Origin of the sequence: Micromonospora sp. NPDC050495 (assembly GCF_040655175.1) — a bacterium.
GTDB lineage: Bacteria > Actinomycetota > Actinomycetes > Mycobacteriales > Micromonosporaceae > Micromonospora.
The window spans coordinates 492,532-512,573 of the sequence record NZ_JBFAJK010000002.1 but is presented as its reverse complement, the minus strand read 5'-3'; the positions used below and the strand labels follow the sequence as shown (position 1 = coordinate 512,573).

At 75.3% G+C, this 20,042-nt stretch carries 1 protein-coding gene; it reads left to right on the top strand.

Translation table 11 applies throughout. The features are described from left to right. Positions 1 to 20,019, top strand: a 20,019-nt coding sequence (locus AB0I11_RS05185) for an SDR family NAD(P)-dependent oxidoreductase (RefSeq protein ID WP_357313443.1), incomplete at its 5' end; no start/stop codon positions are given. Between the last annotated feature and the right edge of the window lie 23 nt (positions 20,020 to 20,042).

Here is a 20,042-nt window from a genome sequence, read left to right as displayed (position 1 = left end):
GGCCTCGCCACCCTCTGGCACCACCACGGCATCACCCCCGACGCCGTCCTCGGCCACTCCCAAGGCGAAATCGCCGCCGCCTACCACGCCGGCGCGCTGAGCCTGACCGACGCCATCACCATCACCGCCGCCCGCGCCACCGCCGTCACCACCCTGCACGGCACCGGCACCATGGCCTCCATCCCCCTACCCGCCGACCAGGTGGCCCCCCTCCTCCACAACCACACCGACCTGCACATCGCCGCCCACAACAGCCCCATCACCACCGTCATCGCCGGCAACCCCGACCAGGTCCAGACCCTCGTCACCGACCTGCAAGCCCGCGACATCCGCGCCCGCGTCATCGCCGTCAACTACGCCTCCCACACCCCCCACATCGAACCCCTCCACGAGGCGCTCCTCACCGCCCTCGGCGCCATCGCACCCCAGCCCTCGACGACGGCCTTCTACTCCACGGTCACCGGCACCGAGATCGACACCAGCCACCTCACCGCCGACTACTGGTATGACAACCTGCGCCAGCCCGTCCAACTGCACACCGCCACCGAAGCCCTGCTCACCGACGGGCACCACACCTACATCGAGGCCACCCCCCACCCGATCCTCACCCCCACCCTCCAACAAACCTTCGAGGCCTGGGACGGCGTCGACGAGCCCCGCGCCCTCGCCACCCTGAGGCGAGACCACAACGCCCACCGCCAGTTCCTGCACGCCCTCGCCACCGCCCACACCCACGGCCTCACCATCAACTGGCACCTCCCCGTCCCGGCCCGACACCTGCCCCTGCCCACCTATCCCTTCCAGCACCAGCGCTTCTGGCTGACCGGGTCGCCGCGCGGCAGCGCGCCCAGCCTGCACGGCCTGGCCTCCACGAGTCACCCGCTGGTCAGCGCGGCGGTCACCACGCCGGACGGGACGTACCTGGCCAGCGGCCGGATCACGGTCGAGGAGCACCGCTGGGTCACCCAGCACACCATCAACGGGCGGCCGATCCTGCCGGGCGCCGCGCTGCTCGAACTGGCCCTGCACACCGCCGCGCAGACCGAACACCGGCACGTCGAGGAGCTGACCATCCAGACGCCGGTCGTCCTCGACCCGGATGTGCCGGTCCACCTGCAGATCCACGTGCAGCCGGCGGACCGGTCCGGCCGGCGGACGATCACCATCAGCACCCGCCCGGAGAACGAGCCGGACGGACCGTGGACCGCGCACGCCACCGGCACCCTCGGCACCGCCGCCGTGGCGCCCGTGCCGCCGCCGTCGGGCTGGCCGCCGGCCGGCGCCGAGGCGTACGACATCGCGCCGTTCTACCTGGCGCTGCGCGACACCGGGCTGGACTACGGCCCGGCGTTCCGCAACATCGGTCGGGCCTGGCAGGGCGGGACCGGCACCGTGTACGCCGAGCTGACCCGGCACGCCGACCTCGACCCGACCGGGTACGCCATCCACCCGGCGGTGCTGGACAGCGCGATCCACTCGGCGGCCACGACGAGCGCCCCGGCCGCCGGCACCAGCATCGACATCCCGTTCAGCTTCACCGGGGTGACCCTGCACGGCACCGCCGGCGGCGGCCTGCGCAGCACCACCCGCACCGAGGGCAGCCGCACCGCGTTGCAGCTCACCGCGGCCGACGGCAGCCCGGTGCTGACCGTGGCGGCCGTGCACACCCGACCGCTGAACACCGCCGCGCTTTGCGCGCCGCCGGTGCACCAGCTCGTCTGGGTGGAGGCGGAACCGGTCGACCGCGCCGCCGCGTACGACATGGAGGTCTTCTCGACCGGCGCGGTCGAGGAGGTGCTGGCCGCCCCCTGGAACGCGCCCGACGTGGTGGTCTGGTCGCCCGGCGCGGACGGCGACGTGGTGGCCGCCACGCACGCGGTGGTGGCCGAGGTGATTCGGGTCGTCGGCGCCTGGTGCCGCAACGCCGACCTGGCCGACACCCGCCTGGTGGTGCTGACCCGCGGCGCGGTCGCCGCGCACGACGGCGAGGACGTGGCCGACCTGGCCGGCGCGGCCGTCTGGGGTGCGCTGCGGTCCGCGCAGACCGAACACCCGGACCGGTTCGCGCTGGTCGACACCGACGGCACGCCGGCGAGCGGGGAGCTGCTGAGCATCGCCGTGGAGTCCGGCGCGGCGCAGGCGGTGCTCCGCGCGGGCCGGCTGCTGCGGCCCCGGATCGAACGGGTCACCTCGGCCGGCGCGCCGGCCGGGCTCGACCCGGACGGCACAGTGCTGATCACCGGCGGCACCGGCACCCTCGGCGGGCTGCTCGCCGAGCACCTGGTGGCCACCGGCCGGGCCCGGCACCTGATGCTGGCCAGCCGCCGCGGCGCCGCGGCGCCCGGCGCGGAGGAACTGGTCGGCCGGCTGATCGCGGCCGGCGCGGCGGAGGTACGCGTGCTCGGCTGCGACACCGCCGACGGCGAGGCGGTGCGGGCGCTGGTCGCCGAGGCGTCCCGGGACCGGCGGCTCACCGCGGTCTTCCACACCGCCGGGGTGCTGCGCGACGCGGCGCTGCACACGCTGACCGCCGAACAGGTCGACGACGTGCTGCGCCCCAAGGTCGACGCGGCCTGGCACCTGCACGAGGCGACCGCCGGGCTGGAGCTGGACGCCTTCGTGGTCTACTCGTCGATCGCCGGCACGCTCGGCGGCGCCGGGCAGGCCAACTACGCGGCCGCGAACACCTTCCTGGACGCGCTGGCCCGCCGTCGGCGCGCTCTCGGCCTGCCCGGCACCAGCGTGGCGTGGGGTTTCTGGGCCCGGGCCAGCGGCATGACCGGGCACCTCGGGGCGGACGAGCACGCCCGGATCACCGCGTCGGGGCTGCTGCCGCTCCCCGACGAGCAGGGTCTCGCGCTGCTCGACGCGGCGCTGGACAGTGGGCTGCCGCAGGTCGTGGCGACGCTGTGGAACCTGCCGGCGCTGCGCGAGCGGGCCGGCCGCGGCGACCTGCCGGATCTGCTGCGCCCGCTGGTCCCGGCCACCGACGCCCCGGCCGGGCCGGCGGCGGCCGGCGGCGACCTGGGCGAGCGGCTGGCCGGTCTGGACCCGGCGGGCCGCCGGCAGGCGCTGCTCGAGGTGGTACGCGCCGAGATCGCCGTGGTGCTCGGGCACAGCGACCCGGCGGAGATCGGCGCGGCGCAGCCGTTCAAGGACCTCGGCTTCGAGTCGCTGACCGCGGTGGAACTGCGCAACCGGCTGGCCGCCCTGACCGGGCTGCGGCTGCCCACCACCCTCGCCTTCGACCACCCGACGCCGGCCGCGCTCGCCCAGCACCTGGCCGCCCTGCTGGCCGGGGCCGAACCGGCCGGCCCGGTCGCGACGCTCACCGGTCCGGCCGGCGCCGACGAGCCGATCGCCATCGTCGGCATGGCCTGCCGGTTCCCCGGCGCGGACAGCCCGGAGCAGCTGTGGCGGCTGCTCGCCGACGGCACCGACGCGATGGGCGACTTCCCCACCGACCGGGGCTGGCAGCTGGACACCCTCTACTCGCCGGACCCGGACCAGCCGGGCACCACGTACACCCGGCACGGCGGGTTTCTGACCGGCGCCGACCGGTTCGACGCCGACTTCTTCCAGATCAGCCCGCGCGAGGCGCTGGCCACCGACCCGCAGCAGCGGCTGCTGCTGGAGACCGCGTGGGAGGCGCTCGAGCACGCCGGCATCGACCCGGCGTCGGTGCGGGGCAGCGTGACCGGCGTGTTCACCGGCGTGGTCGCCCAGGAGTACGCCCCGGCCACCCTGGCGCCCCCGGCCGACCTGGCCGGCTACCTGCTGACCGGCAACACCACCAGCGTGGCGTCCGGCCGGATCGCGTACGCGCTGGGGTTGCAGGGGCCCGCGATCACCATCGACACGGCCTGTTCCTCGTCGCTGGTGGCGGCGCACCTGGCGATCCGCGCCCTGCACGGCGGCGAGTGCTCGCTGGCCCTGGTCGGCGGGGCGACCATCATGGCCACCCCGAAGATCTTCGTGGAGTTCGCCCGGCAGCGGGGCCTGGCCGTGGACGGGCGGTGCAAGTCGTTCTCGGCCGAGGCGGACGGCACCGGCTGGGGCGAGGGCGCGGGGCTGGTGGTGCTGGAGAAGCTCTCCGACGCCCGCCGCAACGGGCACCGGGTGCTCGCGGTGATCCCCGGCTCGGCGGTGAACCAGGACGGCGCGAGCAACGGGCTGACCGCGCCGAACGGGCCCGCGCAGCAGCGGGTCATCCAGCAGGCCCTGGCCGCGGCCCGGCTCTCACCGGCCGAGGTGGACGCGGTGGAGGCGCACGGTACGGGCACGGTGCTCGGCGACCCGATCGAGGCGCACGCGCTGCTGGCCACGTACGGGCGGGACCGGGCCGAGCCGTTGTGGCTGGGGTCGATCAAGTCGAACATCGGGCACACCCAGGCGGCGGCGGGCGTCGCCGGCATCATCAAGCTGGTCCTCGCCCTGGAGCACGACCTGCTGCCGCCCAGCCTGCACGCCGCGACGCCGAGCAGCCGGGTCGACTGGGAACTCGGCTCGGTGGCCCTGCTGACCGAGCCGCGGCCGTGGCCGCGCCGGGCGGAGCGGCCACGCCGGGCGGGCGTGTCGTCGTTCGGCATCAGCGGCACCAACGCGCACCTGATCATCGAGGAGGCGCCGGACGCGCCGGCGGCGGCGCCGGTCGAGGCGCCCGCGCCGATGCCGTGGCTGCTGGCGGCGCGTACCCCGGGGGCGCTGCGCGACCAGGCGGCGCGGCTGGTGGAGGTGCTGGACGAGCGGCCGGACCTGGCGCCGGCCCGGGTCGGGCACGCGCTGGCGACCAGCCGGACCGCGTTCGACCACCGCGCGGCGATCGTCCCGCCGGTGGACGACCCGGACGGTGAACCGCACACCACGGCGGACCTGATCGCCGCGCTGCACGCCCTCGCGGCCGGTGCGGCGCACCCCGGCCTGGTGCAGGGGTCGGTGCGGGACGGGAAACTGGCGTTCCTGTTCACCGGCCAGGGCGCCCAACACCCCGGCATGACCGCCGACCTGTACGCCCGTTTCCCGGTCTACGCGACCGCGCTGGACGAGGTGTGCGCGGCCCTCGACCCCCACCTGGACCACCCGCTGCGGGAGGTCATGTCCGGGGCGCACACCGACCTGCTCGGACAGACGCTCTACACCCAGCCGGCGCTGTTCGCCGCGGAGGTCGCCATGGTGCGGCTGCTGGACAGCTTCGGGGTCCGACCGGACTACCTGATCGGGCACTCCATCGGGGAACTGAGCGCCGCCCACATCGCCGGAGTGCTGGACCTCACCGACGCCGCGAAGCTGGTCACCACCCGGGCCCGGCTCATGAACGCCATGCCGGCCGGCGCCATGCTCGCCGTCACCGCCCCCCTGGACCGCGTCCGGCCGATCCTGAACGCCCATCCCGACGTGGCTCTGGCCGGACACAACAGCCCGACCTCACTGGTGCTCGCCGGCGACATCGACACCATCGAGTCGATCGCCGCCCAGCTCAGCACCGACGGCATCCGCGCCCGCAGGCTGCACGTCGCGCACGCCTTCCACTCCGCCCACACCGATGCGATCCTCGACGACTTCCGCACCGCCGCGGCACAGCTCACCTACCGGCCCGCGACGCTGCCGATCGTGTCCAACCTGACCGGACAGCTCGCCACCGACGAGCAGCTGTCCGACCCCGACTACTGGACCCGCCACATCCGCGACACGGTGGCCTACGTCGCCGGCACCGAGACCCTGCACGAACTCGGCGTCACCCACTTCGTCGAGGTCGGACCCGACGCCACCCTGAGCACCCTCACCCGGGAAACCGTCACCGACGCCACCGCCGTCGCCACCCAACACCGCGGACACGACGGCACCACCGCCCTGCTCACCGCCCTCGCCACCGCCCACACCAGCGGCGTCGGCGTCGACTGGACACCGCTGCTGCCCGCCGGGCCGGTCCCGCCGGTGCCGCTGCCCACGTACCCGTTCCAGCACCAGCGGTACTGGCTGCACCACGGGACGACGGTGACCGAGCCGGGGGACCTCGGCCTGGCCGGCGCCGGGCACCCGCTGCTGGGGGCGACGCTCGCCCTGGCCCACCAGGACACCCACCTGTTCACCGGCCGCATCTCCACCACCACCCACCCCTGGCTGGCCGAACACGTCATCGCCGGCACCACCCTGCTGCCCGGCACCGCCTTCGTCGACCTCGCCCTGCACGCCGGCCACCACACCGGACACCCGTACCTGGCGGACCTCACCATCGAGGCGCCGCTCGTCCTGCCCGGGCAGGGCGCGCTCGACCTGCAGGTGGAGGTGGCGCCGGCCGGCGCGGCCCGATCCGTCACCGTGTACTCCCGGCCCGCCGGCTCGGACGACGCATGGACCCGGCACGCCACCGGCACCCTCAACCCGATCGGGCCGGCGGCCACCGCGGGTGCGACGCAGTGGCCGCCGGCCGGCGCCACCCCGGTCGAGCTGAGCGACTTCTACCCCGGTCTGCACGACGCCGGGGTCGGGTACGGGCCGAGCTTCCGCGGCCTGCGCGCCGCCTGGCGGGCCGGCGAGCACCTGTACGCGGAGGTCGCCCTGCCCGACGAGGTGGACCCGGCCGGGTACGGCGTGCACCCCGCCCTGCTCGACGCCGCGCTGCACCCGATCGCCCTCACCGGCGACGACCAGGTGCGGCTGCCGTTCGCCTGGAGCGGCGTCGGACTGCACGCCACCGGCGCCCGGACACTGCGGGTGGACTTCCACCGGATCGACGCGGACACGGTCCGGCTCACCGCCACCGACCCGGCCGGCGCCGCGGTGGTGACGGTGGCCGCGCTGACCGTCCGGGCGGCACCCGAGCAGGTCGCCGGCGCCCGGGCCGGCCAACTGCTCGAGGTGGCCTGGAGCCCCGTACCGCCGGGGGTTTCCGCGCCCACCGGCGACCTGCTCTCCCCCGCCGAGTTGGCCGCGCTGCTGGACGACGACGAGCGGCCCGCGCCGGAGACGGTGCTGCTGCGCGCCACCGGCGACGGCGACGAGCCGGTGGCCGCGACCCACCAGCGGGTCGAGGAGGTTCTGGGGCTGCTGCAGCGGTGGCTCGCCGACGACCGGTCCGCCGCGGCCCGCCTGGTGGTGGTCACCAGCGGCGCGGTGGCGGCACGGGCCGGCGACGAGGTGACCGACCTGGCCGGCGCGGCGCTCTGGGGCCTGGTCCGCAGCGCCCAGGCCGAGCACCCGGACCGGTTCCTGCTGGTCGACGCCGACGAGGTCCGCGACGAGCGGCTCGCCGCGGCGACCGCCGCCGGTCAACCGCAGCTCGCCGTCCGCGACGGCGAACTGCTGGCCCCGCACCTGACCCGGCTCGCGGCGCCGGCCGAGCCGGCAGCGCCGCCGTTCGACCCGGACGGCACGGTGCTCATCACCGGCGGCACCGGCACGCTGGGCGGGCTGCTGGCCGAGCACCTGGTACGCGCCGGCCACACCCGGCGACTGCTGCTGGTCAGCCGGCGCGGCGGCGACGGCGCCGGCGACCTGCTCGACCGGCTGGCCGAGGCGGGCGCCGAGGCGACCGTGGCGGCCTGCGACGTCACCGACCCGGCGGCGGTGACCGCCCTGCTCGCCGGGATCCCCGCCGGGCACCCCCTCACCGCCGTGTTCCACACCGCCGGCGTGGTCGACGACGCGACGCTGCACACCCTCGCCCCGGACCGGCTGCACGCCGTGCTCCGGCCCAAGGTGGACGGCGCGTGGCACCTGCACCGGGCCACCCGGGACCTGCCGCTGGCCGCGTTCGTGCTCTACTCCTCGGTCGCCGGCACGCTCGGCAGCCCGGGGCAGGGCAACTACGCCGCCGCGAACGCCTTCCTCGACGCGCTGGCCGCACACCGCACCGCGCAGGGACTGCCGGCCACCGCACTGGCCTGGGGACTGTGGGCGCGGGAAAGCGGGATGACCGCCGGGTTGGGCCGGGGCGACCAGACCCGGATCGGCCGGGCCGGCCTGCGCCCGCTGGCCACCGACGCGGCGTTCACCCTGCTCGACCTGGCGCTCGACCAGCGGCGACCCGCCGTGGTCGCGGCGGACCTCAGCCTGAGCGGGCTGCGCGGGCTGTCGCCGGCCGGCAGCCGGCGCCACGCCGCGACCGCCGCCGCGTCGCAGGACCTGGCCGGCCGGCTGGCCACGCTCGGGGCGGCGGAGCGGCTGCGGCTGATGCTGGACCTGGTACGGGCGGAGATCGCCGGTGTGCTGGGCCACGCCGGCGCGGAGAGCGTGGCGCCGCAGCGGGCGTTCAAGGACCTCGGGTTCGACTCGCTGACCGCCGTGGACCTGCGCAACCGGCTCACCGCGGCCACCGGCCTGCGGCTGCCCGCCACGCTGATCTTCGACCACCCCACCGCGGAAGCCCTCGCCACCCACCTGCTCACCCAGCTCGACCCCACCGCCGCGCCCACCGCCGGGCGGGCCGTCGTCAGCACGGCCGCGGTGGACGAACCCATCGCCATCGTCGGGATGGCCTGCCGCTACCCGGGTGGGGTCGCCTCGCCCGAGCAGTTGTGGCAGCTCGTCGCCGAGGGGGTCGACGCGATCAGCGAGTTCCCCACCAACCGCGGCTGGCAGCTCGACCGGCTGCACCACCCCGACCCCGACCACCCCGGCACCACGTACACCCGCCACGGCGGCTTCCTGCACGACGCCGACGCCTTCGACGCCGACTTCTTCGACGTCAGCCCGCGCGAGGCCACGGCGACCGACCCGCAGCAGCGGCTGCTGCTGGAGGCCGCCTGGGAGGCGCTGGAGTCGGCCGGGATCAACCCGCAGACCCTGCGGCAGAGCGACACCGGCGTGTTCACCGGCATCATGTACAACGACTACGCCACCCGGTTGCAGCACCACATCCCGGACGGCTACGAGGGCCAGCTCAGCAACGGCAGCGCGCCCAGCATCGCCTCCGGGCGGCTGGCGTACACCCTCGGGCTGGAAGGGCCGGCGGTGACCGTGGACACCGCCTGCTCGTCGTCGCTGGTCGCCACCCACCTGGCCATGCAGGCGCTGCGCCACGGCGAGTGCGCCCTGGCGCTGGCCGGTGGGGCCACCGTGATGGCGACGCCCACCACGTTCGTCGAGTTCGCCCGGCAGCGCGGGCTCGCCCCCGACGGGCGGTGCAAGTCCTTCGCGGACACCGCCGACGGCACCGGCTGGAGCGAGGGCACCGGCCTGCTGGTGCTGGAGCGGCTCTCGGACGCCCGCCGCAACGGCCACCCGGTGCTCGCGGTGATCCGCGGCTCGGCGGTCAACCAGGACGGCGCCAGCAACGGCCTCACCGCCCCCAACGGCCCGTCCCAGCAGCGGGTCATCCGCCAGGCCCTCGCCAGCGCCCGGCTGAACCCCGCCGACGTCGACGCCGTCGAGGCGCACGGCACCGGCACCACCCTCGGTGATCCGATCGAGGCCCAGGCGCTGCTCGCCACCTACGGCCAGGACCGCGACGAGCCGCTGTGGCTCGGGTCGATCAAGTCGAACCTGGGGCACACCCAGGCCGCCGCCGGCGTCGCCGGCATCATCAAGATGGTCCAGGCGCTGCGGCACGGCACGCTGCCGCCGACACTGCACGCGCAGACGCCGAGCCGGCACGTCGACTGGGATGCGGGCGAGGTCGCCCTGCTGGCCGAGGCGCGGCCCTGGCCGGTACGCCCGGACCGGCCGCGCCGGGCCGGGGTGTCGTCGTTCGGCATCAGCGGCACCAACGCCCACGTGATCCTGGAGGAGGCGCCGGAGCGGCCGGTCGGGCCGGCGGCCGAGCCGGTCGCGCCGCTGCCGTGGCTGCTCTCGGCGAAGAGCCCGGCGGCCCTGCGCGACCAGGCGGGGCAGCTGGCCGAAATGGTCGACGCGGACCCGGCGCTGGACCGGGCGGCGGTGGCCCGCACCCTCGCGACGGGACGGGCGGCCCTCGCCCACCGGGCCGCGGTCGTGCCGGCGCTCGACGCGGCGGCCGGCGAGTTGAGCGCAGCGGACGGCGAGTTGAGCGCAGCGGACGGCGAGTTGAGCGCGGCGCTGCGGGCGCTCGCGGCCGGCGCGGCGCACCCGGGCCTGGTCCGGGGGGCGGTGAGCACGGTCGGGAAGGTGGCGTTCCTGTTCACCGGGCAGGGCGCCCAACACCCCGGCATGACCGCCGACCTCTACCACCACTTCCCCGTGTACGCGACCGCCCTCGACGAGGTGTGCGCCGCCCTCGACGTCCACCTCGACCACCCACTGCGCGAGGTCATGTCCGGCCAGCACACCGACCTGCTCGGACAGACCCTCTACACCCAGCCGGCCCTGTTCGCCGCAGAAACCGCCATGGTCCGGCTGCTCGACAGCTTCGGGATCCGACCCGACTACCTCATCGGGCACTCCATCGGGGAACTGAGCGCCGCCCACATCGCCGGCGTCCTCGACCTGCCCGACGCCGCCAAGCTGGTCACCACCCGGGCCCGGCTCATGAACACCATGCCCACCGGCGCCATGCTCGCCATCACCGCACCCCTCGAACGGGTGCAACCACTCCTCGACGCCCACCCCGACCTGAGCCTCGCCGGACACAACAGCCCCACCTCACTCGTCCTCGCCGGCGACACCGACACCATCGACACCATCGCCACGCAGCTTGCAGATGACGGCGTGCGCGCCCGGAAACTGCACGTCGCCCACGCCTTCCACTCCGCCCACACCGAGGCGATCCTCGACGACTTCCGCGAGGCCGCCGCAAGCGTCACCTACCGGCCCGCGGCCCTGCCCATCGTGTCCAACCTGACCGGACAGGTCGCCACCGACGAACAACTCGCCGACCCCGACTACTGGGCACGCCACATCCGCGAAACGGTCGCCTACACCGCCGGCACCGAAACCCTGCACACCCTCGGCGTCACCCACTACCTCGAAGTCGGACCCGACGCCACCCTGAGCACCCTCACCCGCGAAACCCTCACCGACGCCACCGCCATCCCCACCCAGCAGCGCGGACACGACGGAAAAGCAACCCTGCTCACCGCACTCGCCACCGCCCACACCAACGGCATCGACGTCGACTGGACACCCCTACTGCCCGCCGGGCCGACCCCACCGGCACCGCTACCCACCTACCCCTGGCAACACCAGCGCTACTGGCTGCACGCCGACACCACCATCAGCGACGCCGAAGACCTCGGCCTCACCACCGCCGGACACCCCCTCCTCGCCGCCACCATCGAACTCCCTCACGACCAGGGCCACCTGTTCACCGGACGGCTCTCCCCACAGACCCACCCGTGGCTGGCCGACCACACCATCGCCGGCACCACCCTGCTCCCCGGCACCGCCTTCGTCGACCTCGCGCTGCACGCCGGCCATCACACCGCACACCCCCACCTACATGACCTCACCATCGAAACCCCGCTCACCCTCGACCCCACCATCGGACGGCAACTACGCGTCGAGGTCGGGCCCTCCGACGGGTCGGAACAGGCGCCGCTGACCATCAGCTCCCGCGACCAGGACGACCCCGACGGCGAGTGGACCGTGCACGCCACCGCCTCCCTCTCCCGTACCGCCCCGGCCGCTGACTCACCGGCCGCCGGCTGGCCGCCGGCCGGGGAGCCCGTCGATGTCGACGCGCTCTACGCGACGTTCGCCGACGCCGGCGTCGACTACGGGCCCGCCTTCCAGGGCGTACGCGCCGCCTGGCGCGATGGCGACACCGTCCACGCCGAGGTGGTGCTGCCAGAGCAGTTGAGCAGCCGGGGGTACGGGATCCACCCGGCCCTGCTCGACGCGGCCCTGCACCCGCTCGCCCTCCTGCCGCTCGGGGACGGCGTCCGCCTGCCGTTCGCCTGGGCCGGGGTCACCCTGCACGCCACCGGCGCCAGCACGCTGCGGGTCCGGGTCAGCGCCGCCGGTACGGACACCGTCCGGCTCGTCGCCACCGACCCGGCCGGCGTCGAGGTGGTCAGCGTCGCGGCGCTGACCGTCCGCCCGGCGGCGATCGGGGACGCCGGCGGCAGCCGCGACCTGCATCGGGTGGCCTGGGTGGCCGTGCCGGGTGGTCGCGCCGGCGGCCCACTGCCGGCCGCCGTGGACCTGGCCGACCTCACGACCGGGGGCGGCCCGGACGGCGCGGAACTGGTGGTGGTCCGGGTCGAGCCGGCCGGCGACGAGGACGTCGTCGCGGCCACCCACGACCTCACCGAGCAGGCGGTCACCGCGCTGCGCGGGTGGCTCGCCGACGACCGGTACGCCACCGGCCGCCTGGTCGTGCTGACCCGGGGCGCGGTGGCGACCCGAGCCGGCGAGGACATCGACCTGCCCAGCGCCGCGCTCTGGGGTCTGGTCCGCTCCGCCCAGTCGGAGAACCCCGACCGGATCGTGCTGGTCGACGCCGACGCCGCCGGGGAGGACCTGGTCGCCGCCGCGGTCGCCACGGGCCTGCCGCAGCTGGCCGTCCGGGACGGCGCGCTGCTGGCGCCCCGGATCTCCCGCGCGCTCGCCACGCCGGCGGACGCCGCACCGGAGCTGGATCCGGAGGGGACGGTGCTGATCACCGGCGGCACCGGCACCCTCGGCGCCCTCCTCGCCGAACACCTCACCACCACCGGCCAAGCCCGACACCTCCTACTCGCCAGCCGCCGCGGCCCCAACGCACCCAACGCCACCGACCTGACCACCCGCCTTCAGAACCTCGGCGCCACCGTCACCGTCGTCGCCTGTGACACCGCCGACCCCGACGCCGTCACCGCCCTCATCGGCGGTGTGCCGGACGAGCACCCGCTCACCGCCGTCTTCCACACCGCCGGCACCACCGACGACGCCACCCTGCACACCATGACCACAGACCAGGTACACACCGTGCTGCGACCCAAGGTCGACGCCGCCTGGCACCTGCACCACGCCACCCGCCACCTCCCCCTCACCGCCTTCGTCCTCTACTCCTCCGCCGCCGGCACCCTCGGCAGCCCCGGACAAGCCAACTACGCCGCCGCCAACACCTACCTCGACGCCCTCGCCCACCACCGCCACCACCAAGGCCTCCCCGCCACCAGCCTCGCCTGGGGACTCTGGGCCCACACCAGCACCATCACCGCCACCCTCGACACCACCAACCAACAACGCCTCACCCAAGCCGGCATCCACCCCCTCCCCACCCCCGACGCCCTACGACTCCTCGACACCGCCCTCCACACCACCCACCCCACCCTCATCCCCGCCAAACTCACCCCGGCAGCACTGCGCCTGTTCAACCCCGAGGTCGCCCGGCGTACGGCGGCGGACGCCTCGGCCGGCGGCCGGGGGCTGGCCGACCGGCTCACCACGCTCACCGACGCCGAGCAGGAACGCCTGCTGCTCAACCTGGTCCGGGACGAGATCGCCGGGGTGCTGGGTCACCGCGGCGGTGATCAGGTCGACCCGCGACGGGCGTTCAAGGACCTCGGCTTCGACTCGCTCACCGCCGTGGAGCTGCGTAACCGGCTCGCCACCGCCACCGGCCTGCGGCTGCCCGCCACCCTGGTCTTCGACCACCCCACCGCCGACGCCCTCGCCGAGCACCTGCACCGGCAGCTCCGGCCCACCGGGGACGGGACGGTGGCGCGTACCGCCGCGGCGGGCGGCGCCGCCGACGAGCCGATCGCCGTCATCGGGATGGCCTGCCGCTATCCCGGCGGCGTGACCAGCCCGGACGAGCTGTGGCGGCTGGTCTCCGACGGCACGGACGCGATCAGCGACTTCCCCGCCAACCGGGGCTGGCCCCTCGACCGCCTCTACCACCCGGACCCCGACCACCCCGGCACCACGTACGCCCGGCACGGCGGGTTCCTGCACCACGCCGACGAGTTCGACAACGACTTCTTCGGCATCAGCCCCCGCGAGGCCGCCGCCACCGACCCCCAACAACGACTCCTGCTCGAAACCGCCTGGGAAGCCCTCGAACGCGCCGGCATCGACCCCGACCGGCTACGCGCCACCGCGACCGGCGTGTTCACCGGCGTCATGTACAACGACTACGCGACCCGGTTCCAGCAGGTGCCGGAGGGATTCGAGGGCTATCTGGGTAACGGCAGCGCCGGCAGCGTGGCCTCCGGGCGCCTGGCGTACACGCTCGGGTTGCAGGGGCCGGCGGTCACCCTGGACACGGCCTGCTCGTCGTCGCTGGTCGCCACCCACCTCGCGATCCAGTCGCTGCGCAACGGGGAGTGCACCCTCGCGCTAGCCGGCGGGGTCACGGTGATGGCCACCCCGGGCACGTTCGTCGAGTTCGCTCGGCAGCGGGGCCTGTCGGCCGACGGTCGCTGCAAGTCCTTCGCCGAGGGCGCGGACGGCACCGGCTGGGGCGAGGGCGCCGGCCTCATCCTGCTCGAACGCCTCTCCGACGCCCGCCGCAACGGCCACCACATCCTCGCCGTCATCCGCGGCTCGGCGGTCAACCAGGACGGCGCCAGCAACGGCCTCACCGCCCCCAACGGCCCCGCCCAACAACGCGTCATCCACCAAGCCCTCACCAACGCCCGACTGACCCCGACCGACGTGGACGCGGTGGAGGCGCACGGCACCGGCACCAGCCTCGGCGACCCCATCGAGGCCCAGGCCCTGCTCGCCACCTACGGCCAGCACCGCACCGACGACCAACCACTCTGGCTCGGCTCGATCAAATCCAACATCGGCCACACCCAGGCCGCCGCCGGCGTCGCCGGCATCATCAAAATGGTCCAGGCCATCCGCCACGGCGTACTGCCGAAGACCCTGCACGCCGAGCGGCCGAGCAGCCGGATCGACTGGACGGCCGGCGCGGTCGCCCTGCTCACCGACGCCCAGCCCTGGCCGGACACCGGTCACCCCCGCCGGGCCGGCGTGTCGTCGTTCGGGATCAGCGGCACCAACGCGCACGTGATCATCGAGCAGGCCCCGGCGGGTGACCGGCCGCCGGCCGAGGCGAGCCCCGGTTCGCTGGTGGCGGACGGGGACACCACGACCGCCGTGGCCACCGGCCCGGACCGCACCTCGCCGGCCGTGCCGCTGCCGTGGTTGCTCTCCGCGAAGACCCCGGCCGCGCTGCGCGATCAGGCGGCCCGCCTGATGGCGTACGCGCAGGGCCACCCGGAGGTCGAGCCGGCGGCGGTCGCGACGGCGCTGGTCACCGGGCGGGCCGCGTTCGCCCAGCGGGCGGCGGTGCTCCCCGGTGCCGAGCCGGTCGACGCGCTGCGGGCCCTCGCCGAGGACCGCCCGCATCCCGCCCTGCTGCAACACACCGCCACCCACGGCGGCCGGACCGTGTTCGTGTTCCCCGGCCAGGGCGGGCAGTGGCTCGGCATGGGCCGCGAACTGGCCCAGCAGAGCGACGTCTTCGCCGCGCACCTCGACGCCTGCGCGACCGCCCTGCAGCCCTATGTGGACTGGGACCTGCACCAGGTGCTGCACGACGACAACCCCGACTGGCTCACCCGCGTCGACGTCGTCCAACCCGTCCTGTTCGCCGTGATGACCGGCCTCGCGGCGGTGTGGCGGCACCACGGCATCGTCCCCGACGCCGTCATCGGGCACTCCCAGGGCGAGATCGCCGCCGCCTACACCGCCGGCGCCCTGTCGCTGGACGACGCCGCCAAGGTCGTCGCGCTGCGCGCCCAGGCGCTGCGCGGGCTGATCGGGCACGGCGACATGGCCTCCCTCGCGCTACCCGCCGACCAGGTCACCGAACTCCTCCACGGCTCGGAAGACCGGGCGTACATCGCCACGGTCAACGGGCCGAACGCCACCGTCATCGCCGGCGACCCCGACGCCGTCGCGGCAGCCGTCGCCCACTGCAAGGACCACGACATCCCCGCCCGAGTGCTGCCCGTCGGCTACGCCTCCCACACCCCCCACGTCGAAGCCCTGCGCGAGGAGATCCACACCGCCCTCGACGGCATCACCCCGACCGCAACCGACGTCGCTTTCTACTCCACCTACACCGGCGACCGCATCGACACCGACACCCTCACCGCCGACTACTGGTACGACAACCTTCGCCGCCCGGTCCAGTTCCAGACCGCCACCGAAGCGCTGCTCCGCGACGGGTACGCCACCTTCGTCGAGGCCAGCCCACACCCCGTTCTCATCCAACCCATCGAGGACACCGCGGCCGACCATGACGTGATCACCATCGCCACCGCCCGCCGAGACAGCCCGGACCAGCTCGTCACCGCCCTGGCCACCGCGCACACCCACGGTCTACCCGTCGACTGGCGACCGCTGCTGACCGCCGCGGTCCCGCCGGCCGAGCTGCCCACCTACGCGTTCCAGCGGCACCGCTACTGGCTCCAGGCGCCGCCGACCATCAGCCAGGCCAGTGACCTCGGCCAGACCCGGACCGAGCACCCGTTGCTGGCCGCCGCCATCGACCTGCCCGACCAGCAGGGCCACCTGTTCACCGGCCGGCTCACCCCCACCACCCAACCCTGGCTCGCCGACCACGCCGTCACCGGCACCGTCCTGCTCCCCGGCACCGCGTACGTCGACCTCGCCCTGCACGCCGGCCACCACACCGGCCACCCCCACCTCGACGACCTCACCATCGAAGCCCCGCTCACCCTCGACCCCGACAGCGACCTCCAACTGCACGTCGAGGTCGGGCCCGACCAGGACGGGCGACGAAGCATCGCCGTGCACACCCGGCCGGCCCAGGACGATGCCTGGACCCGGCACGCCACCGGCACCCTCAGCACCGCCGGGCCCGCCCCGGCCGGCGGCGACCCCGCCGCCTGGCCGCCGCCGGGCGCCAGCCGGGTCGCCACCGACGCCCTCTACGACAGCCTGATCGCCACCGGCCTGCACTACGGCCCCGCCTTCCAGGGCGTCCGGGCCGTCTGGCGGGACGGCGACACCCTGTACGCGGAGATCCACCTGCCCGACGAGGTGCCCGTCGGCGGTCACGGCATCCACCCGGCGCTGCTCGACGCCGCCCTGCACCCGATGGCCCTCGCCGGCGGCGCCGACGGCATCCGGCTGCCGTTCGCCTGGGCCGGGGTCGCCCTGCACGCCGTGGGCGCCCGGCAGCTGCGGGTACGGCTCGAACCGGCCGGCGACGACACCCTCCGGCTGTCCGCCACCGACCCGGCCGGCAACCCCGTCGTCACGGTCGACGCCCTGACCGTACGGCCGCTGCCCGCCGGGCAGCTCGGCGGCGACCGGGCGGTCCGGGACAGCCTGTTCCGGCTCGACTGGGTGCCGGTCACCGACCTGCCCGAGGTCTCCGCGCCGCGCTGGGCGGCCCTCGGGGCGGTGCCGTCCGGGCTCGGGGCGCCGGTCGAGGCGTACCCGGATCTGGCGGCGCTGACCACGGCGCTGGCCGGCGGCGCCGACGTACCCGAAGCGGTCCTGGTGGTCGCGGACGTCGACGGCGCGCCCGGGGCCGAGCTGGCCCGGGCCGCGACGCACCGGGCGCTGGACCTGGTGCGGGCGTGGCTGTCCGCGCCGGAGCTGGCCACGTCGCGGCTGGTGGTGCTGACCCGGGACGCGGTGGCGGCCCGGCCGGGCGACACCGCGGCGGCCCTGGCCGCGGCGGCGGTCTGGGGCCTGCTGAAGACCGCCCAGGCGGAGCACCCGGACCGGTTGGTCCTGGTCGATCTGGACGGGCACGCGGCGTCCGCGCCGGCGCTGGCCGCCGCGCTGGCCACCGGTGAGCCGCAGCTCGCCATCCGCCGGGGCGCCGTGCACGCGCCGCGGCTGGCGCACGCCGGCACCGAGGGCATGCTCGCCCTGCCCGACGGGGACGAGCTGTGGCGGCTGGTCCTCACCGGCTCCGGCACGCTGGACAGCCTCGCCGTGGTGCCGCACGACGAGGCCGGGCAGCCCCTCGCCGCCGGGCAGGTACGCGTCGCGGTGCGGGCCGCCGGCCTGAACTTCCGGGACGCGCTGCTCGCCCTGGGCATGGTCACCACCGACACCCGCCCGGTGATGGGCGAGGCGTCCGGGGTGGTGGTCGAGGTGGCGCCGGACGTCACCACGGTGGCCGTCGGCGACCGGGTGATGGGTCTGATGATCAGTGGCATCGGTCCGCTGGCGCTGGCCGATCACCGGTTGATCACGCGGATGCCGGCCGGGTGGTCGTTCGTCGAGGCGGCCGCGGTGCCGGTGGTGTTCCTGACCGCGTACCACGGGCTCGCCGACCTGGCCCGGATCCAGCCGGGCGAGACCCTGCTGCTGCACGCCGCCTCCGGTGGCGTCGGCATGGCCGCCCTGCAACTGGCCCGGCACTGGGGTGTCGAGGTCTACGGCACCGCCAGCCCGCCGAAGTGGGACGCGCTGCGCGAGCAGGGCCTCGACGAGCGGCACATCGCCTCCAGCCGCACCCTCGACTTCGAGGAGCAGATCCGCGCCGCGACCGGCGGTCGCGGGGTGGACGTGGTGCTCAACGCCCTCGCCCACGAGTTCATCGACGCGTCGCTGCGGCTGCTCGACGCCGGCGGCCGGTTCATCGAGATGGGCAAGACCGACATCCGCTCCGCCGACGACGTCGCGGCCGCCCACCCCGGCGTGTACTACCAGGCGTTCGACATCATGGACCCCGGCCCGGACCGGGTGCAGGAGATGCTGGCCACGCTCGCCGCGCTCTTCGACAGCGGTGCGCTGCGGCCGCCGCCGGTCACCGTCTGGGACATCCGCCGGGCGCCGGAGGCGCTGCGCTACCTGAGCACCGCCCAGCACGTCGGCAAGGTCGTGCTGAGCATGCCGCCGCAGCCGGACCCGGCGGGCACCGTGCTGATCACGGGCGGCACCGGCGTCCTCGGCGGCCACCTGGCCCGACACCTGGTCACCGCGCACGGGCTGACGAACCTGCTGCTGACCAGCCGCACCGGGGCGGCCGCGCCGGGCGCGGCGGAGCTGCGGGAGGAGTTGACCGCGCTGGGCGCCCGGGTGACCGTGGCGGCCTGCGACGCCGCCGACCGGGACGCGCTGGCGGCGCTGCTGGACGAGGTGCCCGCCGAGCATCCGCTGACCATGGTGGTGCACGCCGCGGGCGTGATCGACGACGGCCTGCTCGCCGCACTCACCCCGGAACGGGTCGACGCCGTGCTGCGCCCGAAGGTGGACGCGGCCTGGCACCTGCACGAGCTGACCAGCGGGCTCGACCTGGCCGAGTTCGTGCTCTTCTCCTCGGCCGCCGGCACCCTCGGCACCCCCGGGCAGGGCAGCTACGCGGCGGCCAACGCGTTCCTCGACGCGCTCGCCGTACGCCGGCACGGGCAGGGCCGCCCCGCCACCGCCCTGGGCTGGGGCCTCTGGGCGCAGACCAGCACCATGACCGGCCACCTCGGCCAGGCGGACCTGGTGCGGATGGCCCGCTCGGGGGTCAGCCCGATCCCCACCGACCTGGGGCTGGCGCTGTTCGACGCGGCCCGGGCGCTGGCCCTGCCGCACGTCGTGCCGACCCGGCTGGACGTACGCGCGCTGGGCACCGACCCGGAGGCGCTGCCGGCGGTCCTGCGCGGCCTGGTCCGCCCGGCCACGCGGCGCGCTGTCACCGGGGCCGAGGCGTCCGCCGACGGTGGCGTCGACGGTTGGGGCCGGCGGCTGGCCGGGCTGTCCCGGGAGGACCAGCACGAGCAGCTACGCGGGCTGGTCCGCGCGCAGGTGGCCACGGTGCTGGGGCACGCCTCCCCCGACGGGATCGACGAGGGGCGGGCGTTCAAGGAGCTGGGCTTCGACTCGCTCACCGCGGTGGAGCTGCGCAACCGGCTCAACGGCTCGACCGGGCTGCGGCTGCCCGCCACGGTGGTCTTCGACTACCCCACCACCGAGGTGCTGGCCGAGTACCTGCGCCAGCAGCTCGCGCCCGCCGAGGCGTCGCCGGTCGACGCGCTGCTGGCGGAGCTGGAGCAGGCCGAGCGCCGGCTCGACGACATCTCCGGCGACGGGGAGTCGCGGGGCCGGCTGGCCGCCCGGCTGCAGCACCTGCTGGCCCGGCTCGAGGAGGCCGACGCGCCGCGCGCCGACGCCCCCGAGGTGGTTGCCGAGCAGCTCGCCGCGGCCAGCGACGACGACCTCTTCGCCTTCATCGACAACGAACTGTGACCACCGACCGCCGCGAGGGGCCC